This window comes from Pedobacter vanadiisoli, assembly GCF_042684385.1.
Taxonomy (GTDB): domain Bacteria; phylum Bacteroidota; class Bacteroidia; order Sphingobacteriales; family Sphingobacteriaceae; genus Pedobacter; species Pedobacter vanadiisoli.
Window position 1 is genome coordinate 65,672 of the sequence record NZ_JBHULL010000013.1, and the last position, 18,172, is coordinate 83,843.

The window sequence follows — 18,172 nt, forward strand, 5'->3', positions numbered from 1 at the left end:
TGAGGGAATGTTACTCAACAAGGTTTAATGCAAAGTTTTTATATTTCAACAACATTAAACTGGTGTTAATATAACCTAATTTTTGATCATATATAAATGAAAAGCTGTTATGAAGTCCTTTATACCTGTCTTTTACAATATAGTCTTTATAATCTTCTCCGTAAGTTACCAGTAACCTGCCAAAATAATATCCTACATCAAAGCCTTTGAATGCATATTCTCCCGGTTCGAAACCATATTTATAGCGGTACTTTTTGATAAAGGCAATTACAGCAGCACTTTTATAATCTATTTTATACGATGAACTGATAATTCCATTAAGATCCTGTAGCTTATCTGCGGGATAATTCTGTTTAACCCAGTTTGGATGTCCAAAAAGGTTAATGGAATAACCTCCCTTTGGCAAATTCTTTAGCCTGTAGAGCTTTTCAATAGTCGGCTGTACAAAATTACGGTCGGATGAGGTTACAATAACTGCATATTGCTTGCCTTTTATCATTTTGGTTTCAAAGGTATAAGCCGATGCATATTCCTGTACAGTAAACTTGCCATTGTTTTGGAAATAACTCCTGATCGGGGCTGCAAAGGCTTCATCTTCTGTTTTCTTTGGATTAATGATCACTACAATGGTACTGGCCGGGTTAAAGTTTTTCGCAATGTAAGTACCAATCTTTTTTCCGTGCAAACCAATATTGTTGACCACAGAAACAAGATTTGGGTTATTAAATTCACCGGGATCGGTAGCAGCTAAGGGAGAAACAATGGTTACATTGTTTTCTTCAGCATAATTGGCTATAAATTTTAAACCTTCAGGGAAAACGGGGCCAATAACTAAATTACTCTGTTTAAAACGTTCGTTTTTATATAAAGTAGAAATATGTGCGTTATCATCCTGGGTATCAAAAACATTAAGTTTAAAATTTAAACCCTGGGCCGCAGCAGAATCCAATCCTAATTTAAAGCCCTGATAAAAATCGATAGGCATAGCATATTTCTCGATATCGGCCTTTGTAGCTGTTTTTAAGTTCAGTTCATCCAGCTTAAAAGGAACAAGCAAAGAAACACTGGCCTGCGTAAACTTTTTAATAGGCTTTTTATCTGCCGGTTTTTCCTTCTCTGTTGGTTTACCTGTACCGGGTTTAGGCGTTCTCACTTTTGGCGAACAAGCACCTAAAACCAACATCAGCAAAAGTGGTAACCCGTAAACCTTTTTAAAATTCATACCTATCGTTTTTAACAAAATATGCTAGCAAAGTTTATTCCACCTTGCTAGCATTACTTTTATTTTATGCAGTTGTTACTCCAAACTAAAAACTCACAACTCCTAACTCAACGTTATTCCCATTCAATAGTTGCAGGTGGCTTAGAACTGATATCGTATACCACTCTATTGATGCCTTTAACCTTATTGATAATTTCGTTTGAGATTTTAGCCAATACCGGGTAAGGTAAATGACACCAATCTGCAGTCATACCATCTAATGATTCAACGGCCCTTAATGCAATTACATTTTCATAGGTACGTTCATCGCCCATTACACCAACAGATCTTACCGGCAAAAAGATTGCTCCTGCCTGCCATACCTGGTCATATAATCCTGCTTCTTTCAGGTTATCGATATAAATTTTATCGGCATCCTGTAAAATGGCTACTTTTTCTGCAGTAACCTCACCAATAATGCGAATACCCAAACCTGGTCCCGGGAAAGGGTGACGGCCTAAGATAAACGACTCTAAACCTAATGCAGTACCTACTCTTCTTACTTCGTCTTTAAACAAAGTTTTAAGTGGCTCAACTACTTTAAGTTTCATAAAATCTGGCAAACCGCCTACGTTATGGTGCGATTTAATGGTTGCTGACGGACCTTTTACCGATACCGATTCGATGATATCAGGATAAATGGTACCCTGGGCCAACCACTTTACATCTTGAATTAAATGCGATTCTTCGTCGAAAACTTCGATGAACACACGACCGATGATTTTACGCTTTTGCTCCGGATCTTCTACCCCGGCCAATTCACCTAAAAATTTAGCCTTTGCATCTACACCTTTAATGTTCAGTCCAAAATCTTTGTATTGCTCTAAAACATTTTCAAATTCGTTTTTACGCAATAAACCATTATCAACAAAAATACAGTGAAGGTTTGTTCCAATGGCTTTATGTAATAGCACGGCCGCTACACTACTGTCAACACCACCTGAAAGTGCCAAAACCACCTTATCATTTCCTAAAGTCTCTTTAAGCTCAGCAATCGTTGTTTCAACGAAGGCTGAAGAGGTCCAATCCTGACTACAACCGCAGATATCAACCAGGAAATTTTCTAAAAGGATTTTGCCATCAATGCTGTGTGTTACCTCCGGGTGGAACTGGATGGCATAAGTATCAGAGTTTTTAATGTGATAAGCAGCAACTTTAACACTATCTGTACTCGCAATTAGCTCAAAATCCTCAGGAATGTCGGTAATGGTATCGCCATGGCTCATCCAAACCTGCGAGCCTAAATTGATACCTTTAAATAATTTATTTTCCTGATTTACGAAGTTTAGGTTAGCACGGCCATACTCGCGCGTAGACGATGGCTGAACCGAACCTCCTGAATGCTGTGCAATGTATTGTGCACCATAGCAAACTGCCAATAACGGATATTTTAAATGGTACTTCGATAGATCGATTTGAGGGGCATCTTCCTGACGGACAGAATAGGGACTTCCCGAAAATATTACTCCTTTTACATCAGGTGTAACCTCAGGAAGATTGTTGTACGGATATATTTCACAGTAAATATTTAGTTCGCGAACCCTGCGGGCAATGAGTTGTGTAAACTGCGAACCAAAATCGACGATAATGATTTTCTCTTGCATCCGCAAAGGTAGTGATTAGATATGAGATTTGAGACCAGAGATTTAAGATTTTTGAAGGAAAAAGTCAGGAGTCTACAGTCAGGAGTCCGAAGCCAGATGTGAAGAGATAATTTGAGGAAACGAGCATCCATCTTAACATCAATTATTCGATTATGAATTTAAATCTGTTAAACTTTGTAAGGTGCGCAATCCACTAATAAACTAATGACAAATGAACCAATGAACCTTTAAGCCTCCAGCAAAATCACCTCCACACCAAACTTCCTCAAAAAGTCAACTCCCTCATCGCTTGGTAAACCTTTGTAAGCTGCATAAGACTTAGAATAATATACCAGTTTAATCCCTGACGATAAAATAAGACGGGCGCAGGCAATACAAGGCGATAACGTGGTATACAGTGTACAGCCTTCAATCCTGGCGCCGTTTTTAGAGGCGTAGAGAATGGCATTTTCTTCGGCATGTAAAGCCAAAGAGCAGCTTCCCTTACTATCGCGGGCACAACCATGTTCAGGCCATTCTTCATCACAGTTATGTGTACCAGCCGGCGGACCATTATAACCGATTGAAATAATGCGGGTATCTTTTGTTAACACTGCACCTACATGGGCACGCACACAATGTGAGCGGGCTGCCAGATCGGTGGCCAGGTTCATAAATATCGAGTCGAAACTTGGTTTATCTGTCATTATAAAAATTAAAAAAGCCACAAAGAACTAAATCTCTGTGGCTGTAAAATTACTTTATTAAAAATTAATGTCCACCAGAAATTTTCTCATCAAAATTAATTCCCTGTGTCTTCAAAATTGCACTTCCTTTAATTGCATAAAATGCAAGATATGCGAAACACACCACCCCAACTATATAACTGTATTGGATACCGGTAAACTTTGAAAGGTATCCTTGCGCTAAACTCACAATACCACCTCCCATAATCATCATAATTAAGAAACTGCTTCCCTGGCTGGTATGCTTACCTAAGCCACTAACAGCCAAAGTAAAAATACATGGCCACAATGTACTACAGAATAAACCCACACTGGTAAACGCGTAAACGCTAGTCATACCTGTAGTAAACATACCAATAAATAAGGCTAGAATACCCATTACCGAAAAAATTAACAACATGCGTGCCGGATTTCCTTTACTGGCCATATCGGCACCAATTAATACAACTATTACTGCTGCATATACATAAAATGGTGTTAAATCGTGTTTAGCGATAGCATTTGCAATTAAGAAAACACCAAAAGCTAAATAAGGCGCTACAAATCTCAATATTTTTTGCAAGGTCATATCTTCAGTAAAAGCTTCTACCGCCCCTGTCCAACGACCAATCATTAAACTGGCCCAGTATAAAGAAACGTATGGCGCAATATCTTTAATAGCAAATTTTAATTTCTCCTCCATATACGCCGGCAAATTACTGGCAGTAGATACCTCTACACCAACATATAGAAAAATAGCAATCATTCCCAGTACCAGCTGTGGATAGTTCAAAGCAGAGCCGTTAATCGATTTAGTATCATTAGCCGAAGCTTCTACTAAAGTAGGTCGATCAGGCAAAGACGACATTTTTAAAAATACAGCTACTAAAATAAAGGCCACTCCTAGTATTAAATACGGAATTTTTACACTTTCGATGCTCACATTGGTAGTAGCGCTTGTAGCAACACCAAAAATAGCGAAGTTTACCAACAAGGGGCCAATGGTTGTACCAAAATTATTAATACCACCTGCAAGAGTTAAACGTTGCGAACCGGTTTTAATTGGCCCCAAGGCAATAGCTAAAGGATTTGCAACAGTTTGTTGTAAAGAGAAACCCAGGGCTACAATAAACAAGCCAGATAACATTAGCGGAAATGAGTGCAGATTTGCTGCCGGATAAAACAAAAGCGTTCCAACTGCCGAAATAACAAGTCCCAAAGCCAGAGAGTTTTTGTAGCCTAGTTTATTGACGATGTCCTGTCCCATTACTACCGAAATGCCATTATAAATTAAAGCGCCAACCGTGTATGCAATGTAAAATGCAAATGACACCAACTGGCTCTGGAATTGAGTTAAATTAAAAGCCTGCTTAAATACAGGTATTAAAATGTCATTACTGGCGGCCACAAAGCCCCAGAAAAAGAATACCGTGACCAAAGGAATAAATTGCCCCCATTTGGTTTGTGTTTGTTCTGAACTCATTTTTTAAATTTAGTTTTAATGGCGCTAAACATAAATAAAAAAAAATGAAAACCAGTAATTTTATGCAACCTGTGCAACAAAAATAAATGTTATATGTTTAGGTATAAAATTGCATATTCGCATATTATAAACAATACAATGCATGTTTGAAGCCATATTACTAGGAATAGGAGCAGGGATTATTTCGTCGTTTTTAACAGGGCCGGTATTTTTTGCAATGATTAAAACCAGCATAGAAAGAGGCTTCAAAGCAGGTTTTTCTTTAGCCGTAGGCGTAATCCTCAGTGATATTATCCTCATTGGCTTAGTACTTTTCGGCAGTCAGTTTTTCGACTATAAAGCCGAATTCGATAAATATGTAGGTGCTATTGGGGGCTTATTCCTGTTAGCGGTAGGCATCTACTACCTGGTTTCTAAAATTACCGTGCATTACGATAGTTCAACCTTACAGAAAGTAAGTAAAAGGGGTTATGTTATAAAAGGATTTCTGATGTGTATCCTCACCCCTTCTACCCTTATGTTCTGGATTATCGTGAGCGGAATCATCTCTGTTAAGCTCAACAACATGCTAAATGAGAAATTGGTCTGTTTTTTTATTGCCATGACCACTCAACTGTCAATAGATGCCGCTAAGAGTTTTTATTCAAGCAAACTCCGTTACAAGATAAAAGAAGATGCACTTAAGAAACTGAATAAAATTGCGGGCGTTGTAATTATCTTTTTTGCCTTTTGGCTCATTATTAAAACCTACCTGAAGTTTTACGCATAAAAACTTAGCAGTACAGTACCGGCATACTAATGTGACCTGGTGCCTTTCTCCCTTATTGGTTAATATTATTTTTTGAAAAGCATGTGCAGTACAGCTATTAAGCGTTAGTCCTGCCAATGCTGCAAGTCCTCGTCCGATGAAAAACCGGTCTCCGGGCTTTCCGCGAATGTCAGGTTTAGGGATGAAAAGACAGTAGCATTGACTCATAAGACCGAGTAATTATTCAAAATATGTCTGGTATCCCTATGCCTCAGTGGTTCATATTATTTTTATTGAAAAGCAATGCCTGTACTCCCGTTAAGCGTCAGTCCTGCCAATGCTGCAAGTCCTCGTCCGGTGAAAAACCGGCCTCCGGGCTTTCCGCGAATGTCAGGTTTAGGGATGAAAAGACAGTAGTATTAACTAAGACCGGAACAAGTATTTGAAATCTGCTTTGGGTCTTTGTTCCTTAGTGATAAAAATTGTCTATAGGATCGTCATTGATGGCAGAGTACACTTTCCCTTTCGCTGTGAAAACTCAGTTTACTCGGTGGTAAAAAAGCAAAAAAATAGCCCATATCAGTGATATGAGCTATTCGATATTTTATTCTCCCTTAGGGATTTTGAGGCTAGTAAGCCCTTTGGTTATTTCCTTCTTTCCAGTTAACAAAAGCTTTATTTACCACTTTGTTACCGCCTGGCGTTGGATAATTTCCTGAAAAATACCAATCGCCTTTGTTTTTCGGGCAAGCCTCATGCAGGTTCTCCAAGCTCTGGTAAATTACTTCAACCTCGGCAACCGTACCTTTTGGTGTAATAATCTCCGCTATTTTGGCAGAAATTTCTTCAGGGGTAAATGGTTTATAAATTTCTTTAACATGGTTTACAATTTCCTCTTTAGGCAATAATAACGAAGCTTTACATTTTGTATAAACATCTTCAATTACCTGCCACATGCCACGCTCGGTAAGGAGTTGTATCGCAGCATCAAAAGCAACAAATTGCCCCATACGGCTCATATCGATACCATAACAATCAGGATAACGGATTTGAGGGGCTGAAGAAACAATAATGATCTTTTTAGGGTGTAAACGGTCTACAATTTTAATGATACTTTGCTTAAGCGTAGTACCACGAACAATCGAATCGTCTAACGCTACCAGCGTGTCCTGGTGGTTGTTGATAATGCCATAAGTAGTATCATACACATGGGCAACCATTTCACTCCGATCTGCGTCTTGCGTAATAAAGGTACGTAGTTTTACATCTTTAACCGCCAGTTTTTCTACCCTGGGAGCCAGTGACAATAATTCGTCTAACTGCTCGTCGTTCAGCTGTTCCTTTTTATGTAAAAGGGTTTCTTTTTGGAGGTTACGCACATAACGCTGTACGCCATCAACCATACCGAAAAAGGCTACTTCGGCTGTATTCGGGATAAACGAGAATACGGTATTTTTTAGATCGTAGTTAACGGCTTTTAAAATTTTATCGCTTAATAAACGGCCCAGCTGTTTACGTTCGCGGTAAATTTCAACATCGCTTCCTTTCGAGAAATAGATGCGCTCAAATGAGCATGATAATCTTTCGGTAGGCTCGCGGAACTGTTCCATACTTACCTGGCCATTTTTCTTGATAATTAAAGCATGACCCGGATCGATCTCTTTAACATCCTTATACTGAATATTGAATGCAGTTTGTAAAGCCGGACGTTCTGAAGCGGCCACCACAATCTCATCATCGTAATAATAGTAGGCCGGGCGGATACCTGCCGGATCGCGCATAATGAACGAATCGCCATTACCAACCATACCACAGATCGAATACCCGCCATCCCAGGTTTTGGCCGAGCGGCGAAGGATATTGGCAATATCTAAATGTTCTGAAATTTTATGTGTAATCGCAACATTGTCATGCCCTTCTTTTTTGTACTGATCAAAAAGCTCCTGGTTCTCATCATCCAGAAAGTGACCAATTTTTTCCAATACGGTAACTGTATCGGCTTTTTCTTTAGGATGCTGGCCCAATTCGTATAATTGCTCCAATAACTCATCCACATTGGTCATGTTAAAGTTACCTGCAATTACGAGGTTCCGGGTCATCCAGTTGTTTTGCCTTAAAAAAGGGTGACAATTTTCGATACTGTTTTTCCCATGTGTACCATAACGCAAATGGCCCAATAACACCTCGCCAATAAAGCTTACGTTGTTTTTGAGCCATTCAGTATCCTGCATTAGTTCAGGCGTATTTTCCTGGATATCAACAAATTTGTTCTGTACATATTCGAAAATATCTGCTACCGCATTGGAGGCCATGCTCCGGTATCGGCTGATATACCTGCTTCCGGGTTTCATATCCAGCTTAATGGTGGCAATACCTGCGCCATCCTGGCCCCGGTTATGCTGTTTTTCCATTAAGAGGTATAATTTGTTAAGGCCGTAAAGTGCTGTACCGTACTTTTGCTGGTAGTAAGAAAGTGGTTTTAACAGTCGAATAAAAGCGATTCCGCATTCGTGTTTTATCTGATCACTCATTGTGTGGATTTGAAGCCGCAAAGTTATCCTTTTAACTCATTACAACCTAAAGAAAAATGCTTTCTTTTATTATGATGAGTTTAGACTGACAGATGAGCTAAAAGTACGGTTAGTTGATGACTGAAACAGCTACAGTTCTAATTGGCATTGAGTGCCTCACGGTTCATCATGATCAACGGTTAACCGGTTAACTATACTTAAGTTTACAATAAACAGTTTGCACCATCAATAAACAAATGACCAATGAACAAATAAATTATTGGCCTACATTTTATCTGACTTCAGTGCTTCTCCAAAAAATATCGACGCATGTTCATCGAAGCTTAAAGGATCGCCACTGGTATAGAAATGCCTTTCGCCATTTTTAGCCAATTTTTCTTCGATCTCAGGATGTCGGTCTAAATAATCAATCAAACTGTTTGCTACGATCTCGCCTTGTGTTAAAATATTGATATGATCAGGGAAAACCTCCTTTAGTTTGGGCATTAATAAAGGATAGTGTGTACAGGCCAGCAATACGCAGTCTATATCAGCCGATTGGCCCAACAGCTGATTACAGTATTCTTTAATAAAAAAATCTGCTCCGGGCTCTAAATGCTCATTATTTTCGATAAGCGGAACCCACATCGGGCAGCTTTGCTGGAACACTTTTATTTCCGGAAAAAATTTGTTGATTTCCAATAGGTAAGATTGTGAGTTAACCGTTCCTCTTGTGCCCATTACACCAACCTGTTTGGTTTGAGTATAAGCATCAATTACTTCTGCTGTAGGCCTTATTACCCCCAGCACCCTTCTGCCAGGATATTTAACTGGTAAATCTTTTTGCTGAATGGTTCTCAGCGCTTTTGCAGAGGCAGTATTACAGGCCAGGATTACCAGTTGGCATCCTTTTTCAAAAAGCCATTCTACACATTCCAGCGTATATTTATAGATGGTATCGAAAGAATGATCGCCATAGGGCGAGCGGGCATTATCGCCCAGATAGATATAATTGTAAGCTGGCAATTTATTTACAATAGAACGGAAAACCGTTAAACCGCCGTAGCCTGAATCGAAAATACCTATGGGCGAAGAGTTTTGCATGCCTTTTGATGTTGGAAAGTTGTAAAGTTAGCTTAAATGTTTGAAGGTTGAAATATTGTAACATTGGAATGTTTTAACGCCACAGGGCAGCAGCTTCCAGCGTTTAAACAATAAAACTCTCATAAACCAAAAAGCGGAACCAAGTTAAACTTAATCCCGCTTTATATTTTGAACTGGAAGGGAGACTTTTGACTCCAAACTCCTGACTCAAGATTACTTTTTAGGTGCAGCTGGTTTTGCCGTAGTTGCAGAAATACCTAATTTGGTTTTAACTGCTGCCGTAATGTCGTCACCGCCATCCCAAAAAACTAAGTTGTTACCACCTTGTCCGTTTGCAATATCGAAAACGTAAGCTAAACCTTTTTCTTTAGCGATAGCCGAAATTGCATTGGCCACTTTAGCCTGGATTGGCTGGAACAATTCGCCTTGCTTAGTACCTATATCTTGTGAAGCTTTTGTACGTGCATCTGTAATGCGTTTTTCTAAATCCTGTAATTCCTGGCCTGCTGCCTGCAATTCTTTACCCACTGTTTCTTTGTTTGCCTCGCTTAACGTTTTTTGCTTGGCTTCTGCAGCGGCCATTTTGGTTTGATATTCTTTGATCATTGCATCAATATCAGCCTGCTTTTGTTTACCCAAGGTTTCTAAAGTAGTTTGAGCTGTTTTAGCCTCTGGTAAGTTTGCGAATACCTCTTCAGAATTAATGTGACCCAATTTTTGTTGTGCACTTGCCATATTCGCTGTAAACAATAAACCTGCTGCTACAAAGAATACGTTAATTAACTTTCTCATCTTTCTATTTTACTTTTTTTTATTTTTTTCGTTTGTTTTTTCTAAAATGAGTGACGAATATACTAATTATTTACTGTCCCTGGTTTATAACCTAATTTTACAATAACATCATTACTAACATCGTAACTGCTGCTTGCATAAATCATCATCGTTGCTTCACTGCTCTTGTCGAAAATGAAGTCTAGGTATTTAGATTTTGCAATCTGTTTAATAGCCTCGGCTACTTTATCCTGAATCGGTTTAATTAATTTTACCCTGCTTTGGAAAAGATCTCCATCGGGGCCAAATTTAGACCGCTGAAATTCTTTTGCCTGTTTTTCTTTTTCAATAATTTCGTTTTCGCGGCGTTTACGCATATCATCTGTTAGTAAAACCTGGTCAGCCTGGTATGCTTTGTACATCCGGTCAATTTCAGAAAAATTCTGATCAACCTGCTGTTGCCATTGTTTTGAGGCCACATCTAACTGACTTAGTGCCGACTTATATTCTGGTAAATGTTTTAAAATATACTCCGTGTCTACATAAGCAAACTTCTGTGCAAAGGCACCGAAAGAAGTGCAAAGCAGGAATGCGATAAAAAGATACTTTTTCATTTTGGTGTGTGTTAAATGATATATATTAATAACCTAAGCTTTCTTTAAACTCCTCTTGCAATGATTTATTGCATAATTACTTATTTTTTTGTTCTTTATCAATTAAAATCCACCTAATTGTTGTGCGATACTGAAAGTAAAGTTTTGTTTACCTCCGTCTGTTACCCCAGGGATCCTGTCAAATGCATGTCCGTAATCGATACCCAATAAACCGAAGATTGGCAAGAAGATACGGGCACCTACACCGACAGATCTTCGCACGTTAAAAGGATTAAAATCACCAAATCTATTCCAGGTGTTACCTGCCTCGGCAAAGGCTAAAACAAATGCTGTTGCCTGCTGACTTGCAATTACCGGGTAACGTGCCTCTAGTACATATTTGGTGTAAATTGGACTACCCGATTGCTGTGCAATTCTTGGATCAGAACCATTTGGTATCACTGTATTATTTGCATAACCACGCATCGCGATTAGTTCAGACCCCTGTAAAAAATCGAATCCCTGCATACCATCACCACCCAATTTGAAACGCTCGAATGCCGACTGACCAACAGCCCTGTTATACAAACCTAAGAAACCAAATTGCGCTTGTGCTTTAACTACTAAGTTACCTACAACACGTTGATACCATTGCGAATCGAATTTCCATTTATGGTATTCTGTAAAGCGATATTTTTCTTTATCAGATGCAGTTGCATAATTCACTTTGTTAAGTAGTGAAAATGGTGGGGTTGCCTGAATAGTGAAACGTAAAAAAGATCCTGACTTAGGGAAAATTGGCGAGTCCCTTGAATCGCGGCTAATTTCTTGTGATAAACTCAGGTTATAAGAGGTACCGGTGCTAAATAAATATCCCGAATAGTTATTTAAGATATACTGTTGCAAACTAATCGCATGAGATAATTGGAAATAGTTATCCGGCCAGTTTAACCTTCTGCCTAAACTAACGGTTACACCATTTAAACGGATTTTCTGAAACTGGGCATCGCCGCTGCTTAAACCGTTAGACTGTAACGAGGTGAATGCACTTACCCCGAAACTTACCGGTTTCTCGCCACCAAACCAAGGTTGAGAGAACGAGAAACTGTACGACTGGTAATATTTACCATTGGTTTGCCCACGTAAACTTAATTTCTGTCCATCGCCTTTTGGTAATGGCTTGTATGCTTTTAAATTGAAAAGGTTACGTAATGAGAAGTTATTAAAGGTTAAACCTAAGGTACCAATAATACGGCCACCACCAAAACCACCTGATAGCTCAATCTGATCTGATGGTTTTTCTTCAACTGCGTATTCGATATCTACAGTACCATCTGCCGGATTAGGACGCGGTGTAGGAACTGTTTTAGATTCGTCGAAATTCCCTAATTGACCAATTTCACGGATGGTACGGATTAAATCACTTTTATTAAATTTCTGTCCCGGCTTGGTACGGATTTCACGTAATACCACTTTATCGTTTGTAATGGTATTTCCTTTTAGTGTGATGCGGTTGTTGGTATACTGTGGTCCTTCATACATCCGTAATTCAACATCAACCGTGTCTCCATAAATTTTGGTCTGTACCGGATCGATATTAAAAGTTAAATATCCGTTATCGGTATACATACTGTTGATATCGCCACCGTTTTCGCCACCACCGTTTAATTTTTTATTTAATTTCTCTTCGCTGAAAACATCACCTTTTTCGATAGTTAATACTTTTTGCAAAATACTATCCGGATAAATGGCATTACCTGCCCAGGTAATATTACCAAAATAATACTTTTTACCTTCGTAAAGGTCCATTCTGATATTAACTTTTTTACTGTTATATTGGTAAATGGTATCTTTTAGTAATTCAGCATCACGATAACCTTTTTCGTGCATTTTGGCAATCATTTTTACCTTGTTCTCTTCGTACTTCTCCTTTGAGAATTTTCCGGATCCCCAAAAGCGCCACCAGGCAAATTGTTTAGGGTTTTTAAGGTATTTTCTAAGTTTTGCCGATTTAAAATCTTTGTTTCCGGTAAAATCGATATGCTGTACTTTTACACGGTGGCCTTTATCAATATTTGCTTCCAATACCACACTGTTTTCTGCATTCGGATCTTTACGTGTTTTGTAATCGATCTTGGTGAAGAAAAAACCCTTATCCAATAGGTATTTTTTAACAATGGCAGAAGTAGTATTATACAGGTTATCGTTCACGATTTTACCTGTTTTATCATTTAATTTTTCCTGAATTGCAGTTTTTTCAGATTTACGAATACCTTTTAGGTCGATAGAGCTTAAACGCGGACGCTCAACCACTTCAATTTCAAAATAAACAGAATCCTGAACAAATTTTTCGATATTAAGTTTAACATCATCAAACAATCCCTGGGCCCATAGTGTCTTAATTGCGTCGGAAGTTGCTTCGCCAGGAAGAACGATTTTATCGCCTTTATTTAGCTTAGATAGGGTAATCAATACTTCTTTATCTAAGTACTGGGTGCCGGTTACTGTGGTACCACCAATGATATATTCTTTTGGACTAAAATAATCGAGATCTAAGCCACCAACCTTTAAAGAAGGGGTTACCGGAGCCTGACCTTGTGGACGTATTTGAGCGAAGGCCGGAGCGGCTAAAACTAGTAGGATTAAAACTTGAAATATTCTTTTCATTAAAATTAGTTGTTCAGTAATGGCCAAAAGATAACGGTATTTTATAAAGCAAAATTTTCTTACGTTGTTCCCTTATCATGGTTTCATTTATAGTGTAAAAGTGGTGCTAAGTTAGTTTAAACGCTTGTTAAAAAGTGTTAAAAGAAAAATTAGTTTAATTGTTCACTAATTTTACCAAAGCGACGTTCGCGTTTTTGATAGTCTACAATGCCCTCGAAAAGGTCTTCACGTCTGAAATCCGGCCACAGAACATCAGTAAAATAAAACTCGGTATAAGCCATTTGCCAAAGCAGGTAATTGCTGATACGGTGTTCGCCACTGGTCCTGATCATGAGTTCCGGATCGGGTATATTTACCGTGGTTAGTTTTGATGAAAACAGGTCTTCGTTAATATCATCCAAAGAAATGGTATTGTCTTTTACCGCAGCAGCAATTTTTTTGGCAGCCTCCAAAATTTCCCATTTTGCGCTATAACTCAATGCCAGTGTTAGTGTGCATTTTTCATTATGGGCTGTTTTTGCCATGGCTTCTTTTAAATCGTCAATACACTCCTGTGGTAAGGATGCAATATTGCCAATTGCATTTAGCTTAACGTTGTTTTTATTAAGTGTTTCGGTTTCTTTGTTGATGGTAGAAATGAGTATCTGCATCAAAGCATCTACCTCCTCTTTTGGCCTGTTCCAGTTTTCGGTAGAAAAAGCATATAAAGTTAAATATTGGATACCTATTTCCACACAGCCTTCTACAATGTCTTTTACAGACAGTACCCCTTGTTCATGGCCGAAAACCCGCACTTTACCCTGGCCTTTTGCCCATCTTCCGTTACCATCCATGATTACGGCAATGTGCTTTGGCAGGCGATTATAGTCAATTTGTTCTTTAAATCCCATTAATTATGTCAAAATCAGCTTAAAAGGAATAGCATTTTGAGGATACAAAGGTAAAAGATATGCCAACACTAACAAATAGATAAGTGTCCCTTTTTCGAAAATCGCCTCTTTGCGTACCTGGCTGTCCAATTTGATAGCGTGAAGGATCGGATAAATTAACCTGGTTCTGGCCATTTCCAACAATCACCTGGTTAGCCGGATAACGGCCACTCACATCGTCGATATAATCGGTAAATGGTGTTCTGTAGCCTATTTCGGTAAAAACACTCCAGGTATCTTTGTAATTATACCTTAGTCCTACCCCATACGGAATGGTTAAAACAGCATTATTGTAGCCATTTTCCTGGCCTTCAGTTGCCAGCCTGTCTAACCGGTACCTTTCGCCGTTTACTTTTACAGTTGGTTTAAAGATAAGAAAACCTGCCCCGGTAAAAAGGTATGGCGTAAACTGGCGCGTTCCGCCGCCGAGGTTAAAATTAAAAAAATTAAAATCTACCAATCCGCTAAACTCGTTCAGCGAAGTTCTAAAACGCAGGTTTCTTTCACGGAACTGCTCGTTGCTAGAATAAGAATCATCCGCTTTTACCTGTCCGTAGGTATAATTTAAGCGAATACCCACATATTGGTTAAAATTCCGCTTTACATAAACACCGCCCGAAAAACCACTGATCTGCAAAGGATTATTCTGATTAAGATCGCCCATATAACCGGCACCACCAGCCATAACACCAACCTCCCAAGAGGGTTCACCTATCGGCTCACGCTGTGCACGGACAAACTGTCCGCTTACGATGATGAAGAGGATAATCAATAGTTTTTTGTTTGGCGTCATACTTAGTAGTTACGGGTATCGATGCCCCATAATAATTTATTCCTTAACGTGTTTAAGTAAGTTTCATTGTTAAGCCTGATAAGATTTACGCAAAAATCTGCTTTTTTGATACTAATTTTCACCGATCGTTCTACCGTAACTGTCCGGCTATCGCACGAAACCAAAAATTTAGATTCCCTTGCTTCTACCTCAAAAGAGAGCTTATTATGATCTGGCACCACCACTGGCCGCACATTTAAATTATGTGGTGCAATAGGTGTAATTACAAAATTTTTAGAATCGGGATAAATAATCGGTCCTCCACAGCTTAATGAATACGCTGTAGAACCTGTGGGGGTGGCAATAATCAATCCATCTGCCCAATAAGAATTGATAAACTCATTGTTCATTGATGCGTGGATAATCATCATGGCCGAATTATCGCGACGATGAATCGTAATATCGTTCAGTGCAAAATTTTCTTCTCCAAATAAACCGTTATCAGATTCTAATGTTAAAAGCGAACGTGAATCTAAGGTATATTCTTTATTGATCAGGGCTTGGAGTGCCGATGCGATTTCGTTTTTGTTGATACTGGCCAAAAAACCCAAACGGCCAAAATTAATCCCGATTACAGGAATACCCGAATTACGGATCAGCGATAAAGTGTCTAACAACGTTCCGTCTCCGCCCAGGCTCAGCAATACATCAGCATGGTCTTTAAGTTCGGCGTGGTTATGGAATATAATGGTATTCGCTGGCAGTTTTATTTTGCCATGCAGAGAAGTTTTAAATTTAGAATACACCACTGGCTGGATCTGGTGTTCGGCCAGATGATCGAAAACCACCTGTACATAAGGTAAAACCGTATCATTAAAATCTCTGCCGTAAATTGCAATCCTCATAAGATCGGTTTATACATTTAAATAGTTCATGAAAGAATCGTAACGCTCTTGCGATCCATTATCAACCTGGGTGTTATTGTATACCTCTTTTACCAGATAATCGTATCTTTCGAAAGAGGCTACCAACGAAGTAATTTCTGTTTTGTTTACTTTCAGCGTGACTTCCAAACGTGTAGAATCCTCGAAAGAATTAACATAAGAAGAGAGCACCTGTGCATTATCGGCCTCCACAATCTGTGCAATATGCGCAAGTGAATTATCGCGGTTACTGATCTCTAAAACGATAATCCCTCCCGGTTCATTTACGGCATACTGTTCGGCCACTGCATTTATCATGTTATTGACCGAAATTAAACCCAAATAATTTTTATGTTGATCTAAAACCGGAACCGCCGTCAATTTTAACTGGCTCAACAACCTGATTACATCATAAGTATGTACATTGTTCCATACAAAAACATTGAGTATATTTACTGTACTGGCACTTAACAGCGTATCGTGATTATCAATATTCAGTAAATCATCTTCAGATACCAGGCCCAATAAAGTTACCCCATTAACAACAGGCAAATGCTTTAACTTAAAATCGTTCATCCGATCTAAAGCTTTCTGCACCGTATCATCGGTCCTTAATGATGGAACTGCATCTGATATGATTTCTGCTGCAAACATTTACTTTAACAATATTCTATCTAAAAATTTCTCTAAAAATGTATTAAATATTTCCGGGTGTTCCATCATAGGTGCATGCCCACATTTATCAACCCAGTTTAATTCCGAATTTGGCAACAATTCATGAAATTCTTCTGCCACTTCCGGCGGTGTAACCTTATCATTTTTACCCCATATCAGGGAAACCGGTATGGTAATTTTCGAGAGATCTTTAGCCATATTATGGCGTATTGCCGATTTTGCCATGGTTAAAATGCGAATAACCCTCGACCTATCGTTAACCGTTTTAAAAACATCATCAACCAGCTCTTTGGTTGCAGTAGCAGGATCGTAAAAAGTAAATTCAACTTTCTCCTTAATATAATCGTAGCTCTCCCTGCGTGGGAAAGATCCTCCGAAAGCATTTTCGTATAAACCTGAACTGCCTGTTAAAACCAGGGCTTTAACAAACTCCTGGTGGGCTACAGTAAATACCAAACCAACGTGGCCACCAAGCGAATTACCAATAAGCACTACCTGGTTTAAATTTTTATATTTTAAAAAGCGATGAAGGTATCTTGATAATGCTTTTACGCCCAATGTTAAAATAGGCAGGTCGTAGATTGGCAAAATCGGAATAATTACACGGTAGCGATCCTTAAAGTGTTCTATAACGAGTTCCCAATTGCTTAATTCGCCCATTAGGCCGTGTAGCAATACCAGTGTTTCGCCTGTTCCAGCTTCTATGTATTTAAATCCGTCTTCTTCTATTATCGGGTAAGTCATATCTATTCTAGATGGTATTGTGCTACTAAGTTAGTAGAGTAAAATTAAAATTATGCATTTATATGCCATTTTTCTGAAATAAAATCGAAAACGGTATAAAAACGCTGTTTGCATTGCATATGGCGACAAGCAGCCAGCGATAAATACGCTTTTGCGCTTTAAATTAAGCTAATTTTTCTTTAACAATCTCAGCAATTAATTTACCATCGGCTTTACCTGCAAGCGCTGCGTTTGCCAGCCCCATTACCTTCCCCATTTCCTTAACCGATGTAGCGCCAGATTGTTTGATTACCGTTTCAATAATTGCGGCAACCTCTTCCCTATCTAGCTGTTTTGGCAAAAACTGGTTAATCACTTCAATTTCTTCTTCCTCTACCTTGTACAAATCTTCGCGATTTTGCTGCTTGTAAATATCAGCAGATTCTCGGCGTTGTTTAATCAGTTTCTGAAGAATTTTAAGTTCAGCTTCTTCAGTAATTTCTTCTGAAGATCCTTTCTCTGTTTTAGCTAAAAGTAAAGCTGCCTTTATTGCCCTTAACCCTCTTAACTGTGCATTGTTTTTAGCCAGCATGGCTTTTTTTATTTCCTGATCTATTGTGTTTGATATCATTGTTGTTTAATTGTTGTAGTTGGTTAAGCGGTTAATTGTAAATCCCGATCGCCAATTATTATTTTCATTTTTTA

16 protein-coding genes are annotated in these 18,172 nt (G+C 38.7%); 1 reads left to right on the top strand and 15 read right to left on the bottom strand.

The annotated features are described in order from the left end of the window. Positions 1-10 precede the first annotated feature (10 nt). The 4 genes from ACFSR6_RS15785 to ACFSR6_RS15800 all read right to left on the bottom strand — a co-directional run bounded on the left by ACFSR6_RS15785 (position 11) and on the right by ACFSR6_RS15800 (position 5,052). Complete coding sequence (locus ACFSR6_RS15785; RefSeq protein ID WP_379080538.1) at positions 11-1,222, bottom strand: ABC transporter substrate-binding protein; 1,212 nt, start codon at positions 1,220-1,222, stop codon at positions 11-13. Between the two features lie 113 nt (positions 1,223-1,335). Continuing rightward, positions 1,336-2,865, bottom strand: coding sequence for a glutamine-hydrolyzing GMP synthase (gene guaA / locus ACFSR6_RS15790; RefSeq protein ID WP_379080540.1), 1,530 nt, complete (start codon positions 2,863-2,865; stop codon positions 1,336-1,338). A gap of 227 nt (positions 2,866-3,092) precedes the next feature. Continuing rightward, positions 3,093-3,551 carry a deoxycytidylate deaminase gene (locus ACFSR6_RS15795; protein WP_379080542.1) on the bottom strand — a complete coding sequence of 153 codons (459 nt, stop codon included), beginning with the start codon at positions 3,549-3,551 and terminating at the stop codon, positions 3,093-3,095. 64 nt (positions 3,552-3,615) lie between these two features. Further along, entirely contained in the window at positions 3,616-5,052 is a 1,437-nt protein-coding gene (locus ACFSR6_RS15800) for an MFS transporter (RefSeq protein ID WP_379080544.1), read from the bottom strand. A gap of 142 nt (positions 5,053-5,194) precedes the next feature. Here ACFSR6_RS15800 and ACFSR6_RS15805 point away from each other — a divergent pair, with 142 nt between their 5' ends. Next, complete coding sequence (locus tag ACFSR6_RS15805) at positions 5,195-5,821, top strand: LysE family translocator (RefSeq protein ID WP_379080546.1); 627 nt, start codon at positions 5,195-5,197, stop codon at positions 5,819-5,821. Positions 5,822-6,429: 608 nt separating this feature from the next. Here ACFSR6_RS15805 and ACFSR6_RS15810 read toward each other — a convergent pair. From ACFSR6_RS15810 to ACFSR6_RS15860, 11 genes are all read right to left on the bottom strand, one after another. After that, positions 6,430-8,331 carry an amidophosphoribosyltransferase gene (locus tag ACFSR6_RS15810; RefSeq protein ID WP_379080548.1) on the bottom strand — a complete coding sequence of 634 codons (1,902 nt, stop codon included), beginning with the start codon at positions 8,329-8,331 and terminating at the stop codon, positions 6,430-6,432. A 264-nt stretch (positions 8,332-8,595) separates the two neighbouring features. Next, positions 8,596-9,414 (bottom strand): glutamate racemase, encoded by an 819-nt coding sequence (gene murI, locus ACFSR6_RS15815; protein WP_379080550.1) that lies wholly within the window; start codon positions 9,412-9,414, stop codon positions 8,596-8,598. Positions 9,415-9,627: 213 nt separating this feature from the next. Next, positions 9,628-10,206 (bottom strand): OmpH family outer membrane protein, encoded by a 579-nt coding sequence (locus ACFSR6_RS15820; RefSeq protein ID WP_183768625.1) that lies wholly within the window; start codon positions 10,204-10,206, stop codon positions 9,628-9,630. 62 nt (positions 10,207-10,268) lie between these two features. Further along, entirely contained in the window at positions 10,269-10,799 is a 531-nt protein-coding gene (locus ACFSR6_RS15825) for an OmpH family outer membrane protein (protein ID WP_121283542.1), read from the bottom strand. A gap of 102 nt (positions 10,800-10,901) precedes the next feature. Then, complete coding sequence (gene bamA, locus ACFSR6_RS15830) at positions 10,902-13,445, bottom strand: outer membrane protein assembly factor BamA (protein WP_379080552.1); 2,544 nt, start codon at positions 13,443-13,445, stop codon at positions 10,902-10,904. A 149-nt stretch (positions 13,446-13,594) separates the two neighbouring features. Then, positions 13,595-14,335: an isoprenyl transferase gene (locus ACFSR6_RS15835; RefSeq protein WP_379080554.1), complete on the bottom strand. Its 741-nt coding sequence runs from the start codon at positions 14,333-14,335 to the stop codon at positions 13,595-13,597. Positions 14,336-14,354: 19 nt separating this feature from the next. Then, positions 14,355-15,167 carry a type IX secretion system protein PorG gene (porG, locus tag ACFSR6_RS15840; protein ID WP_379080556.1) on the bottom strand — a complete coding sequence of 271 codons (813 nt, stop codon included), beginning with the start codon at positions 15,165-15,167 and terminating at the stop codon, positions 14,355-14,357. 2 nt (positions 15,168-15,169) lie between these two features. Next, entirely contained in the window at positions 15,170-16,051 is an 882-nt protein-coding gene (locus tag ACFSR6_RS15845) for an NAD kinase (RefSeq protein WP_379080558.1), read from the bottom strand. Between the two features lie 9 nt (positions 16,052-16,060). After that, positions 16,061-16,723: a CBS domain-containing protein gene (locus ACFSR6_RS15850; protein WP_379080560.1), complete on the bottom strand. Its 663-nt coding sequence runs from the start codon at positions 16,721-16,723 to the stop codon at positions 16,061-16,063. Beyond that, positions 16,724-17,488: an alpha/beta fold hydrolase gene (locus ACFSR6_RS15855; protein WP_379080562.1), complete on the bottom strand. Its 765-nt coding sequence runs from the start codon at positions 17,486-17,488 to the stop codon at positions 16,724-16,726. It abuts the gene before it with no gap. Between the two features lie 163 nt (positions 17,489-17,651). Continuing rightward, a complete protein-coding gene (locus ACFSR6_RS15860; RefSeq protein ID WP_379080564.1) occupies positions 17,652-18,098 on the bottom strand; it encodes a GatB/YqeY domain-containing protein in 447 nt (148 codons plus the stop codon). Positions 18,099-18,172: the final 74 nt, after the last annotated feature.

Coding starts and splice junctions, on each gene's coding strand:
- ACFSR6_RS15800 (WP_379080544.1), bottom strand. CDS start 5,052: ATGAGTTCAGAACAAACACAAACCAAATGGGGGCAATTTATTCCTTTG.
- ACFSR6_RS15795 (WP_379080542.1), bottom strand. CDS start 3,551: ATGACAGATAAACCAAGTTTCGACTCGATATTTATGAACCTGGCCACC.
- ACFSR6_RS15820 (WP_183768625.1), bottom strand. CDS start 10,206: ATGAGAAAGTTAATTAACGTATTCTTTGTAGCAGCAGGTTTATTGTTT.
- ACFSR6_RS15805 (WP_379080546.1), top strand. CDS start 5,195: ATGTTTGAAGCCATATTACTAGGAATAGGAGCAGGGATTATTTCGTCG.
- ACFSR6_RS15860 (WP_379080564.1), bottom strand. CDS start 18,098: ATGATATCAAACACAATAGATCAGGAAATAAAAAAAGCCATGCTGGCT.
- ACFSR6_RS15835 (WP_379080554.1), bottom strand. CDS start 14,335: ATGGGATTTAAAGAACAAATTGACTATAATCGCCTGCCAAAGCACATT.
- ACFSR6_RS15850 (WP_379080560.1), bottom strand. CDS start 16,723: ATGTTTGCAGCAGAAATCATATCAGATGCAGTTCCATCATTAAGGACC.
- bamA (WP_379080552.1), bottom strand. CDS start 13,445: ATGAAAAGAATATTTCAAGTTTTAATCCTACTAGTTTTAGCCGCTCCG.
- murI (WP_379080550.1), bottom strand. CDS start 9,414: ATGCAAAACTCTTCGCCCATAGGTATTTTCGATTCAGGCTACGGCGGT.
- guaA (WP_379080540.1), bottom strand. CDS start 2,865: ATGCAAGAGAAAATCATTATCGTCGATTTTGGTTCGCAGTTTACACAA.
- ACFSR6_RS15855 (WP_379080562.1), bottom strand. CDS start 17,488: ATGACTTACCCGATAATAGAAGAAGACGGATTTAAATACATAGAAGCT.
- ACFSR6_RS15810 (WP_379080548.1), bottom strand. CDS start 8,331: ATGAGTGATCAGATAAAACACGAATGCGGAATCGCTTTTATTCGACTG.
- ACFSR6_RS15845 (WP_379080558.1), bottom strand. CDS start 16,051: ATGAGGATTGCAATTTACGGCAGAGATTTTAATGATACGGTTTTACCT.
- ACFSR6_RS15825 (WP_121283542.1), bottom strand. CDS start 10,799: ATGAAAAAGTATCTTTTTATCGCATTCCTGCTTTGCACTTCTTTCGGT.
- ACFSR6_RS15785 (WP_379080538.1), bottom strand. CDS start 1,222: ATGAATTTTAAAAAGGTTTACGGGTTACCACTTTTGCTGATGTTGGTT.
- porG (WP_379080556.1), bottom strand. CDS start 15,167: ATGACGCCAAACAAAAAACTATTGATTATCCTCTTCATCATCGTAAGC.